19 protein-coding genes are annotated in these 24,613 nt (G+C 63.3%); 7 read left to right on the forward strand and 12 right to left on the reverse strand.

All coding sequences use genetic code 11. The annotated features are described in order from the left end of the window. Window positions 1-45: 45 nt before the first annotated feature. The gene (locus MESCI_RS29905; protein WP_164919985.1) at window positions 46-1,311 is read right to left on the reverse strand and encodes a sensor histidine kinase; all 1,266 of its coding nucleotides are present in this window, start codon (window positions 1,309-1,311) and stop codon (window positions 46-48) included. 121 nt (window positions 1,312-1,432) lie between these two features. On the opposite strand from MESCI_RS29905, the gene ppk2 reads away from it, so the two are divergent. Then, entirely contained in the window at window positions 1,433-2,341 is a 909-nt protein-coding gene (gene ppk2 / locus MESCI_RS29910) for a polyphosphate kinase 2 (protein WP_013533648.1), read from the forward strand. A gap of 49 nt (window positions 2,342-2,390) precedes the next feature. On the opposite strand, the gene MESCI_RS29915 is transcribed toward ppk2, so the two are convergent. The 3 genes from MESCI_RS29915 to MESCI_RS29925 all read right to left on the reverse strand — a co-directional run bounded on the left by MESCI_RS29915 (window position 2,391) and on the right by MESCI_RS29925 (window position 4,621). Then, window positions 2,391-3,140: an enoyl-CoA hydratase-related protein gene (locus MESCI_RS29915; RefSeq protein ID WP_013533649.1), complete on the reverse strand. Its 750-nt coding sequence runs from the start codon at window positions 3,138-3,140 to the stop codon at window positions 2,391-2,393. A 14-nt stretch (window positions 3,141-3,154) separates the two neighbouring features. Beyond that, the gene (locus MESCI_RS29920) at window positions 3,155-3,793 is read right to left on the reverse strand and encodes an acyl-homoserine-lactone synthase (protein ID WP_013533650.1); all 639 of its coding nucleotides are present in this window, start codon (window positions 3,791-3,793) and stop codon (window positions 3,155-3,157) included. Between the two features lie 96 nt (window positions 3,794-3,889). Further along, on the reverse strand, window positions 3,890-4,621 hold the full coding sequence (locus tag MESCI_RS29925; RefSeq protein WP_013533651.1) for a helix-turn-helix transcriptional regulator: 732 nt from the start codon (window positions 4,619-4,621) through the stop codon (window positions 3,890-3,892). A 249-nt stretch (window positions 4,622-4,870) separates the two neighbouring features. Between MESCI_RS29925 and MESCI_RS29930 the strand changes: the two genes are divergently transcribed. Next, window positions 4,871-5,719 carry a transporter substrate-binding domain-containing protein gene (locus tag MESCI_RS29930; RefSeq protein WP_013533652.1) on the forward strand — a complete coding sequence of 283 codons (849 nt, stop codon included), beginning with the start codon at window positions 4,871-4,873 and terminating at the stop codon, window positions 5,717-5,719. 12 nt (window positions 5,720-5,731) lie between these two features. On the opposite strand, the gene MESCI_RS29935 is transcribed toward MESCI_RS29930, so the two are convergent. Continuing rightward, window positions 5,732-6,139 (reverse strand): tellurite resistance TerB family protein, encoded by a 408-nt coding sequence (locus tag MESCI_RS29935; protein WP_013533653.1) that lies wholly within the window; start codon window positions 6,137-6,139, stop codon window positions 5,732-5,734. A 165-nt stretch (window positions 6,140-6,304) separates the two neighbouring features. On the opposite strand from MESCI_RS29935, the gene MESCI_RS29940 reads away from it, so the two are divergent. Further along, window positions 6,305-7,951, forward strand: a complete 1,647-nt coding sequence (locus MESCI_RS29940; RefSeq protein ID WP_013533654.1) for a lysine--tRNA ligase — start codon at window positions 6,305-6,307, stop codon at window positions 7,949-7,951. Here MESCI_RS29940 and MESCI_RS29945 read toward each other — a convergent pair. From MESCI_RS29945 to MESCI_RS29975, 7 genes are all read right to left on the reverse strand, one after another. Next, on the reverse strand, window positions 7,917-8,768 hold the full coding sequence (locus MESCI_RS29945; protein WP_366216711.1) for a thermonuclease family protein: 852 nt from the start codon (window positions 8,766-8,768) through the stop codon (window positions 7,917-7,919). The two genes, MESCI_RS29940 and MESCI_RS29945, sit on opposite strands and share 35 nt — an antisense overlap. Before the next feature lie 9 nt (window positions 8,769-8,777). Continuing rightward, window positions 8,778-9,428, reverse strand: coding sequence for a S24 family peptidase (locus MESCI_RS29950; protein WP_013533656.1), 651 nt, complete (start codon window positions 9,426-9,428; stop codon window positions 8,778-8,780). Between the two features lie 82 nt (window positions 9,429-9,510). Continuing rightward, a complete protein-coding gene (locus MESCI_RS29955; protein ID WP_013533657.1) occupies window positions 9,511-11,730 on the reverse strand; it encodes a 3-hydroxyacyl-CoA dehydrogenase NAD-binding domain-containing protein in 2,220 nt (739 codons plus the stop codon). Window positions 11,731-11,744: 14 nt separating this feature from the next. Next, on the reverse strand, window positions 11,745-12,953 hold the full coding sequence (locus MESCI_RS29960) for an acetyl-CoA C-acetyltransferase (protein WP_013533658.1): 1,209 nt from the start codon (window positions 12,951-12,953) through the stop codon (window positions 11,745-11,747). Between the two features lie 33 nt (window positions 12,954-12,986). Continuing rightward, window positions 12,987-14,159 carry an acyl-CoA dehydrogenase family protein gene (locus tag MESCI_RS29965; RefSeq protein ID WP_013533659.1) on the reverse strand — a complete coding sequence of 391 codons (1,173 nt, stop codon included), beginning with the start codon at window positions 14,157-14,159 and terminating at the stop codon, window positions 12,987-12,989. 46 nt (window positions 14,160-14,205) lie between these two features. Next, on the reverse strand, window positions 14,206-15,996 hold the full coding sequence (locus tag MESCI_RS29970; RefSeq protein ID WP_013533660.1) for an acyl-CoA dehydrogenase: 1,791 nt from the start codon (window positions 15,994-15,996) through the stop codon (window positions 14,206-14,208). A gap of 307 nt (window positions 15,997-16,303) precedes the next feature. Continuing rightward, window positions 16,304-16,762 (reverse strand): MerR family transcriptional regulator, encoded by a 459-nt coding sequence (locus MESCI_RS29975; protein WP_013533661.1) that lies wholly within the window; start codon window positions 16,760-16,762, stop codon window positions 16,304-16,306. Window positions 16,763-17,217: 455 nt separating this feature from the next. Here MESCI_RS29975 and MESCI_RS29980 point away from each other — a divergent pair, with 455 nt between their 5' ends. From MESCI_RS29980 to MESCI_RS29995, 4 genes are all read left to right on the forward strand, one after another. Further along, window positions 17,218-21,255 carry a peptidoglycan-binding protein gene (locus MESCI_RS29980; RefSeq protein WP_013533662.1) on the forward strand — a complete coding sequence of 1,346 codons (4,038 nt, stop codon included), beginning with the start codon at window positions 17,218-17,220 and terminating at the stop codon, window positions 21,253-21,255. 192 nt (window positions 21,256-21,447) lie between these two features. Continuing rightward, window positions 21,448-22,371: a sulfite exporter TauE/SafE family protein gene (locus MESCI_RS29985; protein WP_013533663.1), complete on the forward strand. Its 924-nt coding sequence runs from the start codon at window positions 21,448-21,450 to the stop codon at window positions 22,369-22,371. Continuing rightward, window positions 22,371-23,162 carry a TIGR02186 family protein gene (locus MESCI_RS29990; protein ID WP_013533664.1) on the forward strand — a complete coding sequence of 264 codons (792 nt, stop codon included), beginning with the start codon at window positions 22,371-22,373 and terminating at the stop codon, window positions 23,160-23,162. The genes MESCI_RS29985 and MESCI_RS29990 overlap by 1 nt, the downstream gene beginning before the upstream one ends. Before the next feature lie 169 nt (window positions 23,163-23,331). Further along, window positions 23,332-24,588, forward strand: a complete 1,257-nt coding sequence (locus MESCI_RS29995) for an Hsp70 family protein (protein WP_013533665.1) — start codon at window positions 23,332-23,334, stop codon at window positions 24,586-24,588. The last annotated feature ends 25 nt before the right edge of the window (window positions 24,589-24,613 follow it).

The raw sequence follows: 24,613 nt of genomic DNA on the forward strand, positions 1-24,613 counted from the left end.
CCGGATGACAGAAAAAAGAAACAGTGCCCTTGAATTAGGGCGATATCAGTGCGCCGGCAAATGAACCGAGAATGCCGCGCCGTTGCCGACTTCGGACTTGATCGAAAGCCGGGCGTTGTGGCGCGTCAGTATATGCTTGACGATCGACAGGCCGAGGCCGGTGCCTTTCTGGGTCCGGCTGGTCTCGACATCGACGCGATAGAAGCGCTCGGTAATGCGCGGAATGTGCTCCTCGGGAATGCCAGGGCCAAAGTCCCTGATCGTCACGTCGATGCCCGGCTCTGATCCGGCATCGCTATGCGCTATGGATACAACCACGCGCCCACCCGACTGCCCGTATTTGCAGGCGTTTTCCAGGAGGTTCTCGAAAACCTGGAAAAGCTCATCGCGATCGCCAGGCACATGAAGCGGTCCATCGGCGTAGCGCCGCTCGATGGCAACGGCGTTTTCGCTGGCCAGCGGTCCGAGCGAGTCGATGACGCTGTCGACGGTCTGGCGCAGGTCCACCTCGGTTCCCGGCTTCAGATAGGGTTTCATCTCGAGCCGCGACAGCGACAACAAATCGTCGATCAGACGCGCCATGCGGCCGGTCTGGCTCTGCATGATCTGCAGAAACTGGTCGCGCGCCGCCGCGTCGTTGCGGGCTGGCCCGCGCAGCGTTTCGATAAAGCCGGCGATGGAGGCAAGTGGGGTGCGCAGTTCGTGGCTGGCATTGGCGATGAAGTCGGCGCGCATGCGGTCGATCCTGCGTGCTTCGCTCTGGTCCTTGAACACCAGCACATAGAGATCGGTGGCATGACCGACCGAGGACACGCTCACCCGGTAAGCCCGTTCGACCGGCAGCTTCTCCGTATAGTCGACGATATCGGAGGCGACATCGCCCGATAGCACGCCATCCAGCAGAGCCTGCATTTCCGGCGCCCGGAATTTCAGCGACAGCGACATGCCTGGCGCGATGCCGCCGAAAGCGGCGAAGGCGGCGGCGTTGGCATGGACGATGGTGGCAGCCCGGTCGAAGATGATCAGCGGATCGGCGACGGCGGCGGCCAGATATTCACCCGAGAGCCTCTGCAGGCCGGTGGCCTCGATGGCGGCTCCGCTGCCAGTGGATTGGCGCGCGCCGGCGGCCGGCAGTATTGCCGCTGCAAACAGCAACAGCAGCGCCGCAAGGACGACATAGGCTGAAATCCCGGCCAAGGCATAAACGGCGACGATCGCGACGACGCCGGCCGCAAGCAGCCAGCGGCTGTTCCACAGCCGTGCGGCCATGGTTTGCGCGATGCCTCTCTGCTCTGTGTCCAGGTCAGCCATCTGCCCGCGGGCCCGCACCCCATGCCTTCGCACCCGGTCCACGGTGGCGGAAAAACTTCCACTAGACCGTTCCGGAGGCTCCCCATAGCATGAGTCCCGAAGCTGGAAAGGGTTCGTCTCGATGAAAAAAGCCAAGGAAAGTCCCGCCGCGCCAACTTCGGGGCCGCTGAAGATCAGGATCGGCGGCAAGGAGCGGGAGTTCGATATCGAAAACCCCGTGCTTCCCGACTGGGTCGAGGACAACAAGCTGACTGCCGGCGGCTATCCCTACGACAAGAAGATGAAAAGCGATGAGTATGACGAAACGCTCGAGAAGCTGCAGATCGAGTTGGTCAAGGCGCAGGCCTGGCTGCAGTCGACCGGCAAACGGGTGATGGCGCTGTTCGAGGGCCGCGACGCCGCCGGCAAGGGCGGCACGATCTTCGTGGTGCGCCAGTACCTCAATCCGCGCACGGCACGCAACGTGGCGCTGACCAAGCCGACCCCGACCGAACTGGGGCAATGGTACTACCAGCGCTATGTCGACCACTTCCCGACTTCAGGCGAATTCGTCACCTTCGACCGCTCCTGGTACAATCGCGCCGGCGTCGAGCCGGTGATGGGTTTCTGCACGCCGCAGCAGCACGAGCAGTTTCTCGACGAGACGCCGCATTTCGAGCGGATGATCTCCAACGAGGGGATTCACTTCTTCAAATTCTGGCTGAACATCGGCCGGGAAACGCAGCTCGAGCGCTTCCACGACCGCCGCTACAGCCCGCTGAAGAGCTGGAAGTTTTCGCCCATCGACGTTGCGGGCATCACCAAGTGGGACGACTACACCAAGGTGCGCGACACAATGTTCGAGCGCACCCACAAGGAATTCGCGCCGTGGATCATCGTACGGGCCAATGACAAGCGGCGCGCGCGGCTGGCGGTCATGCGGCGCATCCTTTCGTCTCTGCCCTATGAGGGGCGCGATCTCGAAATCATCGGCAAGGAAGACAAGAAGATCATCGGCGAAGGGCCGTCATTCCTGGGAAAACAGGATTGACGCTTTTTTGCGTCGCGCGGCAAGGAACCGCGCGACGCAATCATGATGCTTAAGCCGCCAGCCTGGCGATACGCTGCAATCGCCGCAGCGTCGTATCATCCTGCAGCGCCTGCTGGAAAAGCGAGATCTCCTGATCGATGCGGTCGCAGAGGGCCTCGGTGTTCCCCTTCAGCAGGCCGCGCGTCTGCAGCAGGGCGGCGACCGGCTTCTTGACGAGCTGTCTTGCCCGACCAAGGGCCGCCTCCTCGACGGTGCCTCCCGGCACGATCTCCGCGACCAGGCCGAGCGCCCTGGCATCTTCGGCGCGAAGCGTGTCGCCGAGGCAGAAGAAGCGGAAGGCACCGGCGTAGCCGAGCTTCTGCGGCGCCAGGATGCTGGTCGCCGCATCCGGCACCAGGCCGAAATCGACGAACGGCACCCTGAACGTGCTCTCATCGGACGCGATCACCATGTCGCAATGGAACAGGATGGTGCAGCCGACACCGACGGCATCGCCATCGACGCAGGCAAGGATGGGCTTTGGAAACGTCGCCAGCGTGCGGAACAGGTCGGTGACGGCGGCGATCAGTTTCTGGTGCTTGGTGGCGTCGAGGAATTCGGAGAAGTCGCCGCCCAGACAGAAACAGCCTGCCAGGCCGCGCAAGACGACGACGCGAACCTCCTCATTGTCGGCTGCTTCATGGAAGGTCCTTGCCAGGCTTTCATAGGCCCTCCTGTCCAGCACCGGCCGGCCGTCACTCGACGACACGGTGACCACCAGCGTGTGGTTGCGAAGTTCAGGTTGCGGATGTGTGCTCATGACTGTCTCCGATCTCATGACGCACGCCTTTGCCCGAGCATGTCGGGATATCCCCTGGCCAGCACGGGAGCAAAATGATTGCGGCGCGACCGCACCACATCGAGTGTGTGCTCGTTGAAGGTCAGTAAGGTGGCGACCACCTGCTGGTTGCCATAGGTGCGCTGATAGCCAAGCGGGGTCGCCAGGAAATGCAGTTGCAAGGCGCGCAGCACCCACATCGGCTCGAACTCGATGATCACCTTGTCGACGCCGCGCTTCAGCCCCCACTCGACGAAACCGGCAATCAGTTCGGTGCCGACGGTCGAAACGCCGCGACGGCCATCGCGAAAACCGGGAGCCACCGCGTAGCGGGTCAATTCCCAGATGTTTGGACCCGATGGCGGCGTTCCTTCGGAAAGATCGGTCAAGACCTCGGTCAGCAGATGTGGCCGCGTCGTCGGCAACATCCTCTGATAACCCGCCACTTCACCGCCCCTGATGACGATCTGATGGACCGCCTCGTCGTGATCGAACTGGTCGAGTTCGAGCCCGTCGGGGCGTCTGAGGTCATCCCACCCCATCTCCTCGACGAATATCTTGTAGCGCAAACGATGGACGGCCTCCCAAAGGTCGGGACGTTCCATCAATTCCTGGGTTGTAAGGGAAAAAAGCATTCCGCCGTCTCCTGCGTTCAGAGGAAGATACGGCCGTGCTTTGATGAGAAAATTGCGTGATCGCGTAGGCAAGGATTTCAGGTCGGCACGGCCGACCTAACTAATGTAGCCGCGCCGTATCGCTTCCGCGACGGCCTGCACCCTGTTGACGGCACCTAGTTTGCTTTTGGCGTTAAGAAGATGTTTCTCCGAGGTGTGTTCGGAAATGCCGAGGATTTGCGAAATCTCCCATTCGGACTTGCCGACGGCGGCCCATTGCAGGCATTCGCGCTCGCGCGGCGTCAGCACGATATGATCGATGGTCCTGTTCGCCATGGTGTGGAGTTGCATGGCGCGGCCAACCGCGTAGGTCGAGACCAGCGACACCTGGCCGAATTCGGCGGCGGACAATTCCACGGCCTCGCCGCCCAGCGACACCATGACGATCTGGCCGTCGAGCGTGATCAGCGGAAAGGCCAACCCATCGCGCAGTTTGAAGGCGCCGGCATCGCCCATCACCTCGCCGCTGCTCTTGTCTATGCGGATGCCTTGGGACGCCTCGTGCCACTGGAAGGGCGCCTGCAACTGTTTCATATGGCTGACGACCGGGTCATGATCGACATAGTTGCGCGCGACATAGCGCTCCAGCCACTCGCCAGGCCAATCGCAGAGAAGCACATGCTGCTTTTGCTGGCCGGCCGGCGTGCCTGGCTGCGGGACGGTTCCCGCCATCAGTGCGGTGAGACCGAAATCCGATGTTATGCCCAGCAGCCTTTCGCAGACCGCCGCCGCCGTTGCGGCGTGCTGCAGTTGGTCTATGTATTCCAGCGTGCGATCGAACTGACCCATCGCAACATCAACCCCATGTTGCCTTGTGCATTGCGGCCAATGATGCGTGCCTGATTTACACTTCGCCACCGACCACGGATTGCAAATCGCATACTTATTTTGTGGCTCCCTCTCACCGAGGCGACCGAAGCTGATTTGCAAACCGGCTAAATCATATCCTGAAATCGGCGGGTTGAAATCAAAAACCATTGTGCCTGTACCATTTTCGTACCAAAACCGGTGCGAGCACGACTGTGGCGGAGTTTTATCTTGGCGTTCCGGTGGAGGTCCTTCGCCTTTGCGATGCTGATCGGGTTGCTGTCGTTCGCCGACGGTGCGCGCGCCGCGGCGCCTCAGGTTCCGGTGCTGTGGGATGCCAAGGAGCGGCTGCCCAAGCCGGACCTTTCGACGCTGCCCCGGCTGAGGTTCCTCACCACCACGGACTTCCCGCCTTTCAACTTCCTCGACGGTGCGGGAAAGCTGTCCGGCTTCCACATCGATCTGGCACGCGCCATCTGTGCCGAGCTTGGCATTGTCGAAAAATGCCAGATCCAGGCCCTGCCCTGGGCCGAGCTGGAAGGCGCACTGCAGAAAGGCGAAGGCGAGGCGATCATCGCCGGCATCGCCGCCACACCGGAATCGCGCGCGACCTACGCCTTCTCACGCTCCTATCTGCAGTTTCCGGCGCGCTTCGTCATGCCGAAGGGCAAGGCGCTGACCGAGCCCGTCTTTGACAAATTGCACGGCAAGCGTGTCGGCGTGATATCAGGCTCGGCGCATGAGCGCATGCTGCGCGACTATTTCAACACGGTCCAGGTCGTCCCTTTCGACAGGCCGGAAGAACTGTATGCCGATCTCAAGGCCGGCAAGGTCGACGCCGCCTTCGGCGACGGCATGCGCCTGGCTTTCTGGCTGGGCGGCTCGGACGCGGCGGGCTGCTGCCGCTTTGCCGGCGGGCCCTATCTGGCGCCCGAATATCTGGGCACGGGCATGGCTATCGCCACCAAGGCTGACAATCCGGCGCTGGCTGCAGCGATCGACTACGCGCTGCAGGAAATTTCAATGAAAGGCACGTTCGCCGAATTTTATCTGCGCTATTTCCCCGTCAGTTTTTTCTAAAGCCAAGGACTTTCAGGTCAGGGTACGCAGCCGCGCCTTGGCCGCGCGGCCGATGGCAGCAACCGTCAGCGTGTCGAGATCGAGCTGACGCCGGATCAGCTGCAGCACCCGCACCTCTTCCATGCGCATTTCGAGGTCGACGGCGGCAACCTCGAAGGCGGCGGCATAGGCGGTGTCGCGCAGCCGCTCGGGCAAGACCTCGGCGACTTCAGCCAGCACGCCCTCCAGCCCATCCTTTTCGTGCAGGCGCTTCTGGCAGTCCTGGGCGACGCCGACCAGCCTGTCGTGGTTGAAGTCCTCGAACACCGGCCAGGAGCGGACGACCTCGCCGATCCGTGCCAGTTCAACATCGGTCATGTCGCGGTCGGAGGCCGAGGTGATGACCATCAGATAGATCAGGGCTTCATGAGGTGTCGGCAATTTTTTCTCCTTGAACCGGGCCTCGAAGTTAGGAACGCCCGTTCTGCACCGCAAGGAAAAAGCGCCGCACGCGTTGACGCTCCGGCGCTGCACGCCTAGAGACCGGTTGAAAAACCCTTGCTGCGGCCCGCCTTCGGGCCGGCAGATGATTTGGAAAACTGTGACATGGCGGGATCAAACATCATCGATCTCAACCCCGAGCTGCTGGCGGCCGCGACCGAAAGCAAGGCGTGGCCGTTCGAGGAAGCCAAAAAGATCATCGAGCGCTACAAAGGCGCCGACTTTCCGCAAACGGTCCTGTTCGAGACCGGCTACGGGCCGTCCGGCCTGCCGCATATCGGCACGTTCGGCGAGGTGGCGCGCACCTCGATGGTGCGCCATGCCTTCCGTGTCCTGACGCAGGACAAGGTCGCGACCAAGCTGCTGTGCTTTTCCGACGATATGGACGGCATGCGCAAGATACCCGACAGCGTGCCGGACCGCGCCGCACTCGAGCCGCATCTGCACAAGCCGCTGTCGTCGGTCCCCAACCCCTTCGGCGGCGACTATGCGAGCTTCGCCGACCACAACAATGCGATGCTCTGCCGCTTCCTCGACACGTTCGGCTTCGACTACGAGTTCGCCAGCGCGACCCAATACTACAAGGCCGGCCGTTTCGACGCGATGCTCAAGCGCGCCGCCGAGCGCTATGAGCAGATCATGGCGGTGATGCTGCCGACGCTCGGGCCCGAGCGGCAGGCGACCTACAGCCCGTTCCTGCCGATCTCGCCGAAGAGCGGCCGCGTGCTTTACGTGCCGATGAAGCATGTCGACGCCAAAGCCGGCACCATCACCTTCGACGACGAGGGCACCGAGACCACGCTTTCGATCACCGGCGGCCGCGTGAAGCTGCAGTGGAAGCCGGATTTCGGCATGCGCTGGGCAGCGCTTGGCGTCGATTTCGAAATGTTCGGCAAGGACCACCAGACCAATGCGGTGGTCTACGACCGTATCTGCAACATTCTGGGCGGACGGGCGCCGGAGCATTTCGTCTACGAACTGTTCCTCGACGAGAATGGCCAGAAGATCTCGAAGTCGAAGGGCAACGGGCTGACCATCGACGAGTGGCTGACCTATGCGCCGACCGAAAGCCTCGGGCTCTACATGTACCAACGGCCGCGGCAGGCCAAGAAGCTGTATTTCGACGTCATCCCGCGGGCCGTGGATGAATACTACACGTTCCTCGCCGCCTATCCCCGCCAGGACTGGAAGGAGCGGCTGGGCAACCCGGTCTGGCATATGCATGACGGCAACCCGCCCGCGATCGACATGCCGGTGCCGTTCTCTCTGCTGCTCAATCTGGTCAGCGCTTCCAACGCGCAGAACAAGGATGTGCTGTGGGGATTCATTTCACGTCATACGCAAGGCGTAACGCCGGCGACGCATCCAGAGCTCGACCGGCTGGTCGGCCATGCGATCCGCTATTTCGACGACTTCGTGAAGCCGACGAAAACCTTCCGGCCCGCCGACGAGGTCGAGCGCGAAGCGCTGGCAGCGCTCAACGAAGCACTTGGCGCGCTGCCGGCGGACGCCAGCGGCGAAGCGATCCAGAACGCCTCGCTCAACGTCGCACGCAGGATCGAGCGCTATCAGGATCATTCCAAGCAGAGCCCGGAAGGCGGCCCCGGCGTATCGGGCGCCTTCTTCCAGATGATCTACCAGGTGCTGATCGGCCAGGAGCGCGGCCCGCGCTTCGGCTCGTTCGCAGCACTCTACGGCGTTGCCGAGACGCGTGCGCTCATTGAGCGGGCGCTGGCTGGTCAGCTGGCTTGAGCACGCCGTCGACCTCTTCCAGGATCGAACCCGGCGCCTGAGGTGCGGGGCCTGGCGCGGCCGGCATCGCCGGCATGCCGGACAGATCGGGCGCCGATCCGAAAATGCCCTTCCTGCCCGTGCGCGCCTTGTCGCCGGCCTCGACATAGGGGCCGCCCTTGGCGGCGCGCGCCCAGCCATTTTCGACCAGCCACTGACCGACATCCTGCTTGCCGATCCGGCACTCGGCTGCGATCAGGTCGCGGCCGCCCTGCGGCGGCACCGTGCAGACCACCGCGCGGCCGCGCAGGAAGGCGCGGAACGCTGTCCTCGCCCGGACGCCGCACGGCCAGGACTTGCCGTCCTCGCTGCAAATCTCGTCCTGCCTGACGATGTCGATGCCGGAAACCGCGACCGAGTAGCCCTTCGCCTCGATCAAGCCGGCGGCCGGCGCAACCGGCTGGAACAGCTTTGTGCCGTTCCAGTCGTCAGGCATTTTCGGCTTGGGCGGCACGGCCAGCGCGAGTTTGCTCAGCGGCTCGCGCGGCTCGATCCGTTCAAGCCCGTCGGCGGGCAGTTCCGGCGGCGCGACGATTTCGGGATCGATCGCCCTCGAATGCGTCGCCGGCTTCGGCGGCTGCGGAACTGCGATGGCCGATGTGGCCGGCTCCTCGGGCAGCGTCCCGGCAGCCTGCTGCGCCATCGCATCGGCGCCCGGATCAAGCTGGTCCACGGTGATGACGCTTTCACTACCTTTCAGAGTGCGACCGCCAGTGACGACGATGGCTGCCATCACAGGGACCATCAGAACCGCCAGCGCGTGATGGAGAAGCCGCACCAGCTTAACCTATTGGCTTGCCCAGACAATCCGCGCCACCCATTCGACATCGCGCATGGGAATATCGCGGTCGGGATGATCGGGATTGAGCGAGACCAGCGCAATCGACCTGACGGTCTGGCGCTCGAGCACCTTGGCCATCACTTCGCCTGATGTGGTCTTGACGACGACGCGATCGCCCTTGCGGGTAACGGCGCCCGGTTCGACGATGAGGACGTCGCCATTGCGGTAGAGCGGCAGCATGGAATCGCCCTGCACCTGCAAAGCATAGGAACTCTCGGTCGATTGCGTCGGCAGTTCGATCAGATCCCAGCCCTGCCCGGCTGGAAAGCCGGCATCGTCGAAGAAGCCGCCGGCGCCGGCCTGGGCAAAGCCGAGCAGCGGCACGGAGCTTCGGCGGGCGACCGAAGCCGCATGGCTGGCCCCGGCCCGACCTTCAATCAAACCGGTGAATTCGTCGAGGGAGGCGCCCGTTGCCTCCATGATCTTTGCCAGTGATTCGGTCGAGGGCCAGCGCGGCCGGCCATCCGACGACAGGCGCTTCGACTTGTTGAAGGCGGTGGAATCGAGCCCCGCACGCTTGGCCAGCCCCGAGGCCGAAAGCGAATAGCGCTCGGCAAGAGCATCAATGGCAGCCCAGACACGGTCATGCGAGAGCATGTGTCGCTCTCCTTTGAACAGGAAAAAATACCTTCCCTGTTCTAACCCCGGACCGCCATCTTGTCCACAGTGCAAGGCTTACTCACGCCGCTTTCCTGGTCTCGCCTTTCGCATAGGGATCGAAGCGCTGATAGAAGCTCTCACCCTTCTCGGCCATGTCGAGCAGCAGCTTGGGCGCCTTGAACTCGGCGCCGTATTTCTTCTGCAGGTTTCTGGCGATCTTGACGAACGCCTTGGCGCCGATGCCGTCGATGTAGGACAGCGCACCGCCGGTATAGGGAGCGAAGCCGAAAGCGAGGATCGAGCCGACATCGGCCTCGCGCGGGTCGGTGACGATGCCTTCTTCCATCACCCGTGCCGCTTCCAGCGCGATGGTGACCAGAAGCCGCTGCTGCAGCTCCTCATAATCGACCTTCTCGGGCGCAAGCTGCGGATAGAGCTCCTTGAGGCCCGGCCACAGCTTCTTCTTGGCGGGCTTGGCCGGATAATCGTAAAAACCCTTGCCGTTCTTGCGGCCGAAGCGGCCGTGATCGTCGACCATGGTGTTGATCAGCGCCATCTGCTTGGGATCGACCGCCTTGTCGCCCAAATCCCTGATGGTCTGCTTCATGATCTTCTGGGCAAGGTCGATGGCCGTTTCGTCGGTCAGCGCCAGGGGGCCGACCGGCATGCCGGCTGCCTTCGCCGCGTTCTCGATCATCGGCGCGGGCACACCTTCGATCAGCATCTTGTAGGCTTCCGACATGTAGCGCAGCACGCAGCGGTTGACGTAGAAGCCGCGCGTGTCGTTGACGACGATCGGCGTCTTCTTGATGGCGCGAACGAAGTCGATCGCGGTGGCCAGCGCCTTGTCGCCGGTCTTCTTGCCCAAAATGATCTCGACCAGCATCATCTTGTCGACCGGCGAGAAGAAATGGATGCCGATGAAATTCTTCGGCCGCGCCGAATTCTTGGCCAGCGACGAGATCGGGATGGTGGAGGTGTTCGACGCGAAGATCGCCGATGGCTTCAACACGGCTTCCGCCTGTTCGGTGGCGCTCTTCTTGACGCCCGAATCCTCGAACACCGCCTCGACCACCAGATCGCAGCCGGCAAGGTCGGCGTAGTCCGCCGTCGGCGTGATCAGCGACAGCAGTTTGTCCTTGTCCTCCGGCTTGGCGCGGCCCTTCTTGACCTGATCCGAGACCAGGCTGTCGGAATGCGCCTTGCCCTTGGCGGCCGACTCCAGATCACGGTCGAGCAGCACCACCGGGATGCCGGCCTTGGCGGTGACATAGGCGATGCCGGCGCCCATGAAGCCGGCGCCGAGAATGCCGATCTTCTTGAACTTGGTTTCGGGCACGCCGGCCGGGCGGCGGGCGCCCTTGTTCAGTTCCTGCAGCGACACAAACAACGAGCGGATCATCGCCGCCGCTTCCCTGGTCTGCATGATCTCGGTGAAATAGCGCTGCTCGATGCGCAAGGCGGTGTCGAATGGCACCAGCAGGCCTTCATAGACGCATTTGAGGATCGCGGCGGCGGCCGGATAGTTACCATAAGTCTCGCGGCGCAGGATGGCGATCGCCGGCGGCCACAGATTGAAACCGGCCGGCGAATAGATCTGGCCGCCGGGCAGCTTGAAACCTTTCTCGTCCCATGGCGCCACCGGCTTCAGGCCATTCCTGATCATCGCCTTGGCGGTCTCGACCAACCTTGTCGGCTCGGCGATCTCATGGATCAGGCCCATCGACTTGGCCTTCTGCGGCGACAGCGTCTGGCCGGAGGTCAGCATCTGCAACGCCTGCTGCTGATCGGTCAGCCGCGGCACGCGCTGGGTGCCGCCGGCGCCCGGGAAGATGCCGATCTTCACCTCGGGAAGCGCCATCTTCACCTTGTCGCTATCGGCGGCGACACGGCCGTGGCAGGCGAGCGACAATTCGAAGGCGCCGCCCATGCAGGTGCCGTTGATCGCCGACACCCACGGCTTTCCGCAAGTTTCCAGCTTGCGGAACAGGCCGGTCATCATGCCGGCATTGTCGAACAGCGCCTTGGTCGCCTTTTCGGCGTCCTTGCCCTTTTCCGCGGCGAAGGTCGTCAGCATCTTCTGCAGCAAAGAGATATCTGCACCGCCGGAGAAGGTATCCTTGCCGGAGGTGATCACGGCGCCCTTGATGGCGGCGTCACCAGCCACCTTGTCGACAATGGCGTTCAATTCCCGCATCGCCTCTTCGGTGAAGACGTTCATCGAACGGCCGGGCATGTCCCAGGTGACCAGCGCAATGCCGTCGGCGTCGGTGTCGAGGGCGAAATTGGTGTAGCTCATCGTTTCTCTCCCCGTCAGACGCGTTCGATGATGGTTGCGGTGCCCATGCCGGCGCCGATGCACAGCGTCACCAGAGCGGTGTTGAGATCGCGCCGCTCGAGTTCGTCCAGCACCGTGCCGAAGATCATCGCGCCGGTGGCGCCGAGCGGATGACCCATGGCGATGGCACCGCCATTGACGTTGATCTTGTCATGCGGAATGTCGAAAGCCTGCATATAGCGCAGCACCACCGAAGCGAAGGCTTCGTTGAGCTCGAACAGGTCGATGTCCGAGAGCTTCATCTTGGCGCGCTTCAACAGCTTCTCGGTGACGTCGACCGGACCGGTCAGCATCAGCACCGGCTCGGAGCCGATGTTGGCGAAGGTGCGTATACGCGCGCGGGGCTTCAGCCCCATCGCCTTGCCGGCCTTCTTCGAACCGAGCAGCACGGCCGCCGCACCATCGACGATGCCGGACGAATTGCCGGCATGATGGACATGGTTGACCTCTTCCACTTCGGGATGCTTCTGCACCGCGACCGCATCGAAGCCGCCCATTTCGCCGGGCATGACGAAGGACGGGTTGAGCGAGGCCAGCGACTGCATGTCGGTCGACGGGCGCATATGCTCGTCATGGTCGAGGATGGTCAGGCCGTTCTGGTCCTTGATCGGGATGACGGATTTCTTGAAGCGGCCATCCGCCCAGGATTTGGCGGCGCGCTTCTGGCTCTCGACCGCATAGGCGTCGACGTCGTCTCTTCTGAAGCCGTATTTGGTGGCGATCAGGTCGGCCGAGATGCCTTGCGGCACGAACCAGCCGGGCAGGCCGACCGAAGGATCCATGAACCAGGCACCGCCCGAGGCGCCCATGCCGACGCGCGACATCGATTCGACACCGCCGGCAATGACGATCTCGTCCGCTCCCTGCGCGATCTTGGCGGCACCGAAATTGATGGCGTCGAGCCCGGAAGCGCAGAAGCGTGAGATCTGCATGCCGGGCGCCTTGGTGTCGTAGCCGGCCTCGAAGGCGGCGGCGCGCGGAATGACCGAACCCGCCTCGCCGACCGGATCGACGCAGCCGAAGATGATGTCGTCGACGTTTGCAGTGTCCAGCCCATTGCGGTCGCGCAGCGCCTCGAGCGTCTTGGCGGCAAGCCGCACCGCCGGCACCTCGTGCAGCGATCCGTCTTTCTTGCCCTTGCCGCGCGGTGTGCGCACGGCGTCATAGACATAAGCTTCAGCCATTTGCTTGCTCCTTGGGTTTGCCTGATGTCGCCTTCAGAGAGAGCGTCCGATCAGCAATTTCATGATCTCGTTGGTGCCGCCGTAGATGCGCTGGACGCGGGCGTCGCGGAACATGCGGGCGATCGGGTATTCATTCATGTAGCCATAGCCGCCATGCAGTTGAAGGCATTCGTCGACGACTTTTCCCTGCAGGTCGCTGAGCCAGTACTTGGCCATCGACGCTGTCACGGGATCGAGACCGCCCGCGATGTGGCGGGCGACGCAATCATTGTAGAAGACGCGGCCGATGGTGGCCTCGGTCTTGAGTTCGGCCAGCTTGAACTGGGTGTTCTGGAAATCGATGATCGCCTTGCCGAACGCCTTGCGCTCCTTGACGTAGTCGATGGTCAGCGCCAGCGCCCGCTCGATCATGGCGATGGCGCCCGTGCCGATCTGCAGCCGCTCCTGCGGCAGTTGCTGCATCAACTGGACGAAGCCCTGACCTTCCTCGTGGCCGAGCAGGTTGGAGGTCGGCACGCGCATGTCGTTGAAGAACAGCTCCGACGTGTCGTTGGCCTTGAGCCCGATCTTGTCGAGGTTACGGCCGCGCTGGAAACCTTCCACCTCGTCGGTCTCGACGACGATCAGCGAGGTTCCCTTGGCCCCCTTCTCCGGATCGGTCTTGGTGACGACGATGATGAAGTTCGCAAGCTGGCCGTTGGTGATGAAGGTCTTGGAACCATTGATCTTGTATTGGTTGCCATCCTTCTGCGCTCGCGTCTTGACGCCCTGCAGATCGGAACCGGCGCCGGGCTCGGTCATGGCGATGGCGCCGATCAGCTCGCCGGTCGCCAGCTTCGGCAGCCATTTCTTTTTCTGATCCTCGGAGCCGTAGTGGAGGATATAAGGGGCGACGATCGAATTGTGCAGGCCGATGCCGAACCCGTCGACGCCGACATGGCCAATGGCCTCGATGATGGCGCTCTCATGCGCGAAGGTGCCGCCGGAGCCGCCATATTCCTCCGGCATAGAAGCGCAGAGCAGGCCGGCGGAACCTGCCTTCAGCCAGCTTTCGCGATCGACCATCTCGTTCTTCTCGAACTCGTCGTAGCGCGGCGCGATCTCCTCCGACATGAAGCGATGCGCCATGTCGTAGAGCATGCCGACCTCGTCCGCCGCCCAGGCGGGCTTCGGCAAAGAGAGCACTTCGGCGGGATTTGTCGCCACGATTTCCTCCGCGTATCGACAGACAGAAAGGCCAGTGAGGTCGAGCTTAGAACGCTTCCGCCGGCAGTGCCATCAATGTGTCAGCGCCGCTCGAAATGCGGGCGAGATGCGCCGATGTCTCCGGCATGATCCGCTCCATGAAGAAGCGCCCCGTCACGATCTTGTTGTCGTAGAAGGATTGCGCGCCATTGGCGTCCGTCTTGCCAAGTGCCACCTTGGCCATCTGCGCCCACATATAGCCCAGAGCGACCAGGCCGAAGAGATGCATGTAGTCGGTCGAGGCGGCACCCGCATTATCGGGCTTGGCCATGCCGTTCTGCACCAGCCACATGGTCGCAGCCTGCAAATCGTTGAGACCTTTCTTCAACGCCTTGGTGAACGGCGCCATCTTCTCGTTAGCGCGGTTCTCCTCGCAGAATTCGCCGACCTCCTTGAAGAAGGCCTGCACGGCGCGGCCGCCATGCAAACCAAGCTTGCGGCCGACGAGGTCGAGCGCCTGGATGCCATTGGCGCCTTCATAGATCATGGCGATGCGGGCATCGCGCACGAACTGGCTCATGCCGTGCTCTTCGATATAACCGTGACCGCCGAACACCTGCTGCGCCATGACGGCGTGGTCGAACCCTTTGTCGGTGAGCACGCCCTTGACCACCGGTGTCATCAGGCCGGTGTAGTCGTCGGCGGCCTGGCGATCCTTGTCGTCGCCGGAGCGGTGGGCGATGTCGGACTTGATCGCCGTCCACAGCGCCAGCGCGCGGCCGGCCTCGTTGAAGGCTTTCATGGTCATCAGGCTGCGGCGGATGTCGGGATGGACGATGATCGGATCGGCCTTCTTGTCCGGCGCCTTCGGTCCAGACAATGAGCGGCCCTGCAAACGGTCCTTGGCGTAGCCGACAGCGTTCTGATAGGCGATCTCCGACAGCGACAACCCCTGCAGGCCGACACCGAGGCGCGCCTCGTTCATCATCGTGAACATCGCCTTCAGGCCGCCATTGGGCTCGCCGAGCAGCGTGCCCTCAGCCTCGTCATAGTTCATGACGCAGGTCGAATTGCCGTGGATGCCCATCTTCTCCTCGATCGAGCCGCAGGAGACGGTGTTCCTGTTGCCCGGATTGCCCGACGGGTCGAGCTTGAGCTTCGGCACGATGAACAGCGAGATGCCCTTGACGCCTTCCGGCGCACCCTCGATGCGGGCCAGCACCAGATGGACGATGTTGTCCGACATGTCGTGTTCGCCGGCCGAGATGAAGATCTTCTGGCCTGAAATCTTATAGGTGCCATCGCCGTTCGGCACCGCTTTGGTCCGCAACAGGCCGAGATCCGTGCCGCAATGCGGCTCGGTCAGGTTCATGGTGCCGGTCCAGGCACCCTCGATCATCCTCGGCAACCATGTCGCCTTCTGCTCGTCGGTGCCGTGGGTGATGATTGCCGCGATCGCGCCCTGCGTCAGGCCCGGATACATCATCAAGGACATATTGGCCGAGACCATATATTCGGCGACGGCGGTGTGCACGGCATAGGGCAGGCCCTGGCCGCCGAACTCGACGGGTGCGGCCAATCCCATCCAGCCGCCCTCGCGGTACTGGTCGAAGGCCTCCCTGAAGCCTTTCGGCGTGGTCACCGAGCCATCGTCGTGACGCACACAGCCTTCCATGTCGCCGACACGGTTCAGCGGATGCATGACGTTTTCGGCGAGCTTGGCGCCTTCGGCGAGGATCGCCTCGAGCACATCGGGCGTGGCGTCGGCAAATCCGGGAAGGTTCGAATAACGCTGATAACCCAGAACCTCGTTGAGCACGAACAGCGTATCCTGAACCGGAGCCCTGTATGTCGGCATGCTTTTTCTCCACCCTGCAAACCCGGTCCGAATGCCCCGAAGACAAGCCAGGGCGGCATGCGGACCCATATTGGGAGCGGGATAGCAAAAATTGACGTTTGCGTAAACGTCAATTTTCTCGATGCGACAAGATTCCCCGCCCCCTGGAGCAATGAGCGTAGCGGCGCGACGTTGCGCAAGCCAGCGCCGAAAGGCCATAAGAGTGGGCCAGGACAACGAAAAGCCGCGTGGCAGGCCACGCGGCTAGACAGAACTCGGACAATCAGCAGACGACTTGGTGTCTGGCGCAATTCCTGACGGAATTGCTTCAGCTGGCGGCGCTCGCCTGCGGCGCCGAACGCTCGCTCAGCATCTGGCGCACCGCCGACATCGAGCCGCTGAGCTCGTTGATGGCGTCGTCGATCAGCGCCCGTTGCTTCTGCAGGCGGGCAAGCTGCTTTTCCGACTTGTCCAGCGCAAGCTTGAGCTGCTTGGTGTTTGAACCGGTGGGATCGTAGAGATCCATCATCTGCTTGACGTCGCGCAGCGAGAATCCGACCTTGCGGCCAAGCAGGATCAGCTTGAGGCGGGCCTTGTCGCGGCGCGTGTAGAGACGGGTCGAACCGTCGCGCTGCGGATTGAGCAGGCCCTTGTCTTCGTAGAAACGCAGCGTGCGCAGCGTCACTCCATATTTCTTCGCCATCTCGCCGATGCGGACGAGGTCCTCGCCGGCTTCGGCAGACATATTGGTATTGGCCGCGGTCTCGCCGGCCGAGATAAGCTTCATGGTCACTGGCTTTCCCCGTCTGGTGGCGTCGCGGTCCTGGACCGTGCGTCGCCTGACTGGAAGCGGGGGCCTGCTTCCAGTCGTGGTTTCAACAAACAAATCGCAAACATGCGCTCAATGCGCCTTTTACGTTTACGTCAATTCTATACCGATTGCCGCAGGATGACGCAAGGGCGTTCTGCGCCCCGCCCTTTATGCCGCACCGTCAGGCCAGCAGCCAACATCCTTTCGATTTCTTAAGTTTGGTTAACGCGTTGTTTACCACGTTGGGGGAAATGTGGGCGCGTCGGCTACCCGTGTTTATCCTGTATCGAATTTTTCACGGTTTTTCGGAGCGCGGGCGAGAGCCCGGGAAGCTCGTCTTCCGCCGCGGCATCGCCGCCGGTCGCCTTCGTTCCGATAGGGACCTGGGGGAACTGGCCGCGAGCCAGCCATTCTGAAAGACGGACGCACCGATGAACAGCAAGCGGTCCTATCTCGATACACTCAATGCCGGCAGGCAGCGCAGGCCGCAGACCACGCTCGATCAGTTGAACCAGTCGCTGGAGACACTGGAGCAGCGGCTGGAGCGGACGCGCGAGGATCCGATGGCACGTCCCGAACTCCGCCAACCCGATCCCCGCCAATATGGTGCCGATGCGCGCTACCCCGCCGCCCGGCCCTCTGGCCAGCAGCGCTGGTATGAGGACCCGCAGCCCGCGTCGCGTCCGAAGAGCCCGATGCAGGGAGCCGCCGCTTTCGAGCAGAATTACCAGGCCATTGCCCGCGATATCGATCGCGTGCGCGGCCAGGAGGATGGCGTTGCCATGGTCGGCAAGATCGCCGGCGAATTGCGCGGCATGCGCGAGGAATTGCGCCACCAGATGACCGCAGGCCTGCAGCGGGAATTCGAAGCGCTACGCAAGGACATCGAGCGGGCCTTCCAGTCAGGCGCAAGGCCCGGTGCTTCGGCCAAGGGCAGTGCTGAACTCGGCCTTGAGTTCGAGCGTCTTTCGGGCGCCATCCAGACCCTGGCCGAGAAGAGCGACGACAGAAGCGTCAACATGCTGCGCCTCGAGCTCGAACAGGTCAAAGCCGCACTCGAAACGCTGGCACGCGAAGAGAGCGTGCAGAAGGTCGACCGCCGCTGGGACGATTTCGATCGCCGCTGGACGGCGTTCGAAGACCGCGTCGACGCCGACCAGCGCAAGCGCTCGGACGACCCGGGCCTGTCTGCTCTCACCGCCCGGCTCGAGCAGATCAGCAATGCCGTCAACAATTTGCCGGAATCGTTGTCGCTGCGCTCGCTGGAGGAGAAGGTGCGCACGCTTGCCGGCGCTGTCGACCATTTCGCCAGCCAGCAAGACAATCGCGGCAGCGACACGCTTGGCATGATCGACGAGCGGCTGGACGAGATTTCCCGCGCCATCGTGGCATCGACGGTCGCCGCGCAAGCCAATTCATTCGACCACGAGGCTTTCGAGCGCATAGAGAGACGGATCGACTCGCTTGCCGGCCAGATTCAAGAAGTGGCGCAGGATCGTCCCGGCAACGCGGTCATGGACCGGTTGAGCACGCTGTCGGGCCGGGTCGACGAACTCGCCGGCCGCGCCAATCTGCCGGAGCAGGCGATGGAGCGCCTGGCCAAGCAGATCGCATTCATCGCCGACAAGATCGACCAGGCACCCGCCATGCCTGACGCCGACTACATCTTCCATGGGCTGGAGCAACGCTTCGACGTGCTGTCGAGCATGATGGAACGCCGCCAGGGTGACGCCATCGAGCAGGGCAACATGCTGTTCCGCGATCTCGAGCGCAGGCTGGACGAGGTTGCTGACAGGCTCGACCAGCGCATGCCGCAGGTCGACAGCGTCGGCATCATGGAAGCCATCGATGCCCGCTTTACGGCGCTCGCCAAGCGCCTTGAAACGCGTGTGCCCGATCCCGCGGGCGAAGCGGCGATCCGCGGACTGGAGAGCCGGCTCGAAGACATTTCAAGCCGGCTGGACGCGTCGGCCGCACAGGTCGCCGGCATCGATCCGGCGTTGATCCGCAGCCTGGAAGCACAGGTTGCCGGCCTGTCGGCCCATCTTTCCAAGCCCAGCACCCCGCTGCCGGAATTCGAGGACATCAGCCCGCGTCTCAACGAAATTGAAAAGTCGCTCGCAGGAACCCGCGATTCCATCCTTGGCGCGGCGCGCGAAGCGGCCGAGAACGCAGTGCAATCGCTGGCCGGCTCGAGCGCCAATGCGACCGCGGTTTCCGGCCTCGCCCAGGATTTGAAGACGCTTGAAACGCTGACGCGGCGCTCCGACGAACGCAATTCGAGAACGTTCGAGGCCATCCACGATACGTTGCTCAAGATCGTCGACCGGCTGGGTTCGCTCGAACCCGGCGAGCCGGTCGAGGCGATGAGCGAATTGCTGGATGCGGCACCGGCCGAGCCGAGCAACTGGCGCGGCGTGCGCCGACCCAAAATGGCCGTCGACGCGCCGTCGATGGATATCGATCAGCCCCTGCCATTGACTGGGGACATGGCAGATCTCGATGGCCGTGCCGCCGCCATCCTGCGCAATGAGCCGGGTGCACGCGGCGACCTGGGTATGCGTAGCGACCTCGGTATTGGTATTGGCACGCGCACGCCGGCCGAGGCTGCCGCGGCGGCGGCCATGGCCGCGCTCGGTTCGGACACGATCGCCGAGAAAGGCGGACAGGCCGGCGGCCGCAAATCGTTGTTCGGCGGGCTGGCCCGCGCCTTCAAGGGCAAGAAGGAGGCGGATATCCCGCCACTGGCCGGCTCAGCGCCGAGTGCCCCAATACCGAGCGTCGATCTCGACGAGCCGCTCGATCCGAAAATGGCCAACCGGCCGCTGGAGCCCGGCTCCGGCGCACCTGACCTCAATGCCATCATGAAGCGCGTGCGTGACGAGCGCGGCCAGCCGGCCAAGCCCAGCGACACCGATGCCGCGAAATCGGATTTCATCGCCGCTGCCCGGCGCGCGGCGCAGGCCGCGGCCGCCGAGGCCGATGCGCTGAAGCGCCAGTCGACGGTGACCGGACCGGTGAAGGCACTGCGGATCGGCGACCTGCTCAAGGCACGGCGCAAGCCGATCCTGATGGGGACAACCGCGATCCTGCTGGCGCTGGGCGCCCTGCAACTGGGCAAGGCCTTCTTCGCCGATCCGGCCCAGGTGGCGAGCAACGATGTCGTGCCGATCGTCGCCTCGCAGCCGATGCAAACCGCCTCGCTCGATGCCGCGAGCCAGCCAAAGACGGACGCGCAGCCCGCGGCAGTGGAAAGCGCGCCGGACCATGCCGTCAGACAGGCCGAGCCATCCGCACCGGCAACCAAGGACGACATGGCCGCGCAAAGCATGATTGCCACGCCGTCAGGCGCCGAGCCGTCGATGGGTGCCGCGCCGATCGCAGAACCGGTTCCCGCCCCCGTCGCCTTGGCTACATCGGCCGATGCAAGCCCAGCGGCGTCCGAGACGACGACAGCTTCGGCTGCGCCGGCCTCGACCGTTCCGGTCGCCGCCGAACCTGCCGATACCGATACCGCCACCGGCATCCAGCCTACGGCGACAGAGCCGACCACCGCCAAGGACACCACGGGCGCGGTTCCGCCGGTGGACGCTTCGCCGGCGACGACGGCAAAATTCGACATTCCCGCTGACGCCGGCCCGGCCGCCTTGCGTGATGCCGCTGCCAGCGGCGACGCCAAGGCGCTGTTCGAAATCGGCTCGCGCTATGCCGAGTCGCGCGGCGTCAAGGAAGACATGGCGGCAGCGGCCAAATGGTACGAGAAATCGGCGGAACTCGGCTTCGCGCCGGCCGAATACCGTATCGGAAATTTCTACGAAAAGGGCATCGGCGTCGCGCGCGACATCAAGAAGGCGAAGACCTGGTACCAGCTTTCCGCGGCACAGGGCAACGCCAGCGGCATGCACAATCTGGCCGTGCTGTTTGCCATGGCGGCTGACGGCGTGACCGACAATGAATCGGCCGCGCACTGGTTCCAGGCGGCGGCCGACGTCGGCGTCAAGGACAGCCAGTTCAATCTCGGCATCCTCGCCGCCAAGGGCGTCGGCATGAAGCAGAACCTCGAGGAGTCCTACAAATGGTTCGCGCTCGTCGCCAAGACAGGCGACAAGGATGCGGCGGCCAAGCGTGACGAGATCGCCAATGCGCTGCGGCCCGAGCAGCTCGAGCGCGCCCGCGCCGCGACCGAGCTGTGGAAGGCCAAGCCGCTGGATGCGGCAGCCAACTCGGCCGACATTCCCGAGTCCTGGCAGGACGGCGCGCCGCAGACGACCGCCAGCATCGACATGAAGAAGGCCGTCCAGAACATCCAGCGCATTCTCAACAAGAACGGCTACGACGCCGGCGGCGCGGACGGCAAGATGGGCCAGAAAACGAAGACCGCGATCATGGCTTTCCAGACCGACAACAAGATGGCGGCGACCGGCGAAGTCGACGAAAACCTGGTGAAGGCACTGCTGGCGCGCAAATAACGGCAGAGGCGTCGCTTCCACGACGCCCTTGCCACACATTCGCCTGTTAACTGATTGAGATGTTTTTTGTTTCGGCGGCGTAGCGCGGTTTGACTTCGCAGCACCTCCGGCGCAAGAACGAATTGGCTTGTCGGTCCAAGATGCCCGCAACGGTTGCATTCGCCGACAGGCAGAACTGATCGAGACTGACGGGTGGGCATCTATCTCCCGATCGCGGAAATTTCCGTCAATATCTTCGTCCTGCTGGCCATGGGCGCGGCGGTGGGTTTCCTGTCGGGCATGTTCGGCGTCGGCGGCGGCTTCCTCATCACGCCGCTGTTGATCTTCTACAACATCCCTCCGGCGATCGCTGTCGCCACCGGCGCCAACCAGGTCATCGCCTCCTCCGTCTCCGGCGTCCTTTCGCACATGAAGCGAGGGACGCTCGACCTCAAGCTCGGCGGGGTGTTGCTGGCCGGCGGCATTGTCGGTTCCACCGGCGGCATCTACGTCTTCGCCTTCCTGCGCAGGCTCGGCCAGCTCGACCTGTTCATCTCGCTGCTCTACGTCGTGCTGCTCGGCACCGTCGGCGGGCTGATGCTGGTCGAAAGCGTCAATGCGCTGCGCGCGACGCGCAGCGGTGCGGCGCCGGTGCTGAAGAAATCCGGCCAGCACAACTGGATCCACCGCTTGCCGCTGAAGATGCGCTTCAGGGCGTCAAAACTGTTCGTCAGCGTCATCCCCGTACTTGGGCTTGGCGCCGGCATCGGCTTCCTGTCGTCGATCATGGGCGTCGGCGGCGGCTTCATCATGGTGCCGGCACTGATCTATCTGCTGAAAGTGCCGACCAATGTCGTCATCGGCACCTCGCTGTTCCAGATCATCTTCACCTCCGCCTATACGACGCTGGTCCACGCCACCACCAACCAGACAGTCGATGTCGTGCTGGCCTTCCTGTTGATGGCGGGCGGCGTCGCCGGCGCGCAGTACGGTGCCAAGGCCGGCCAGAGGCTGCGCGGCGAGCAGCTCAGGGCCTTGCTGGCACTGCTGGTGCTGGCGGTGGCGATACGATTGGCGATCGATCTTTTCGTCACCCCGCCCAACCTCTATTCGCTGTCTGCCGCGGGCCTCAACTGATGAAGGCTCGCAGCACATTCGCAACCGCCATTGTCCTGTCGCTGCTTGCGGCCGCCGTGCCGGCGAAGGCACAGGTCCCGCTGACCGAAGGCATCCAGATCGGTCTCTCCACCGACAACGTCTCGATCACCGCCGGTTTTTCCGGGGCCGATCTGACCATCTTCGGTTCGCTGGAAAACCCGGATCCACTCGTCGCGCGCCAGGGCCGCTACGACGTCATCGTCGTGCTCGAAGGTCCGCCCAAACCGGTGGTGGTGCGCCGCAAGGACAGGGTGCTCGGCGTCTGGGTCAATCTGGACTCTGAGACCTTCGAAAACGTGCCGGTCTCCTATTCGGTGGCGACGACGCGGCCGCTGCAGGACATCACCGAACCCAACAGCTACAAGCAGCTGTCGCTCGGCGCCTCCAACCTCTATATGCAGCCCGCCGATGCCGGCGACAGCCCGGCGACGATCGAGGAGTTCACGGCAGCACTGCGGGAGCGCAAGTCAGCGACCGGCCTCTACAGCGAGAATGTCGGCGGCGTGCAATTCCTGTCGCAGAACCTTTTCCGCGCCACCGTCAGGCTGGCGCCGAATGTGCCGGTTGGAACCCACAAAGCCCGCGCGTTCCTGTTCAAGAGCGGTCTGTTCATCAAGGAAAGCTCGGCCCAGCTCGAAATCCGCAAATCCGGTTTCGAGCAGTCGATCTTCCGTGTCGCCCACAATTATTCCTTCCTCTACGGCGTCTTCGCGATATCGCTGGCCATGCTGACCGGCTGGCTCGGAAGGCTGATCTTCCGGCGAGATTAGCATTTTCCCCGAAAAGTGGTTTCCCTTTGCCGAGGCATGCGGTAGACCGCGCTCCCCAGCCAAATGGCAGACACAAACAATTCGGTTCGGCAGAGCAGCCCGTCCCCGGACAGCGCGCGATTTCTCATGGCGCCTGTCGGCTCGCCGACGACAAATGCAGGAACTTGTCATGCGACCAGCCTTCGGCGGCATCGACTTCGGCACTTCGAACTCCACCGTGGGCGTGGTCCGCAACGGGCAGCCGCGCCTCGTCGCGCTGGAGAACGGCCAGGTCACGCTGCCCAGTGCCGTGTTCTTCAACTTCGAGGACAACCGCACCTGCTTTGGCCGCCAGGCCATCGCCAATTACACCGACAGCATCGAAGGCCGGCTGATGCGTTCGCTGAAGAGCGTGCTCGGCAGTTCGCTGGCCCATGAAAAGACCCGCATCAAATCGCGGTCGATCGGCTTCATGGAGATCGTCGGCATGTTCCTTGGCCATCTCAAGAAGAGGCTGGAAGCCGATGCCGGCGATACGGTCGAGACCGTCGTTCTTGGCCGGCCGGTGCAATTCGTCGATGACGATGCCGAGGCCGACGCGAAGGCGCAAAGCGAACTCGAGAACGCCGCGCGTGCCCAGGGCTTCAAGCACATCGCTTTCCAGTTCGAGCCGATCGCGGCGGCGCTCGACTACGAGCAGAAGGTGACACGCGAGGAGCTGGCGCTGATCATCGATATGGGCGGCGGCACGTCGGACTTCTCGATCGTGCGCGTCTCGCCGCAGCGCTCCCGTTCGCTCGACCGCAAGGACGACATCCTGGCCAGCCGGGGCGTCCATATCGGCGGCACGGATTTCGACCGGCTGCTGAGCATCGCCCATGTCATGCCGCAACTCGGCTATTTGACGCCGACCAAGGACGGCAAGCGCAACCTGCCGGCAAGCTATTTCATAGACCTCGCCACATGGCAGCGCATCAACCTGGTCTACACCGCCAAGGCGATGACGCATCTGCGCCAGATCCGCTACGAGGCCGAGCGCGCCGACCTGGTCGACCGTTTCATCCACGTCGTCGAACACCGCTACGGACACGCGCTGGCCGCACGTGTCGAGAAGGCCAAGATAGAGCTGACCGACAGGTCATCCGCAGAGGTCGCTGTGAAGCTGCCGGGTGCGGAGTTCACCGCCGAAATCACGCGCAGCGGGCTCGACGCGACGATTGCCAGGGACATCGAGCGGATCACCGCAACGGTCGGGCAGACTATCAGGGACGCTGAGGTGAAGCCGTCCGACATCACCGCGGTGTTCCTGACCGGCGGATCGACCGCGATCCCGCTGGCCAAACGAGAGATCCTGTCGCTGGTGCCGCAGGCATCCGTCATCGAAGGCGACATGTTCGGCTCGGTCGGACTTGGCCTGGCGCTGGATGCGCAACGCAAGTTCGGCTGAGGCTTTCTTCGAGCGGTCCAGCTTT

Source organism: Mesorhizobium ciceri biovar biserrulae WSM1271 (assembly GCF_000185905.1).
GTDB lineage: Bacteria > Pseudomonadota > Alphaproteobacteria > Rhizobiales > Rhizobiaceae > Mesorhizobium > Mesorhizobium ciceri.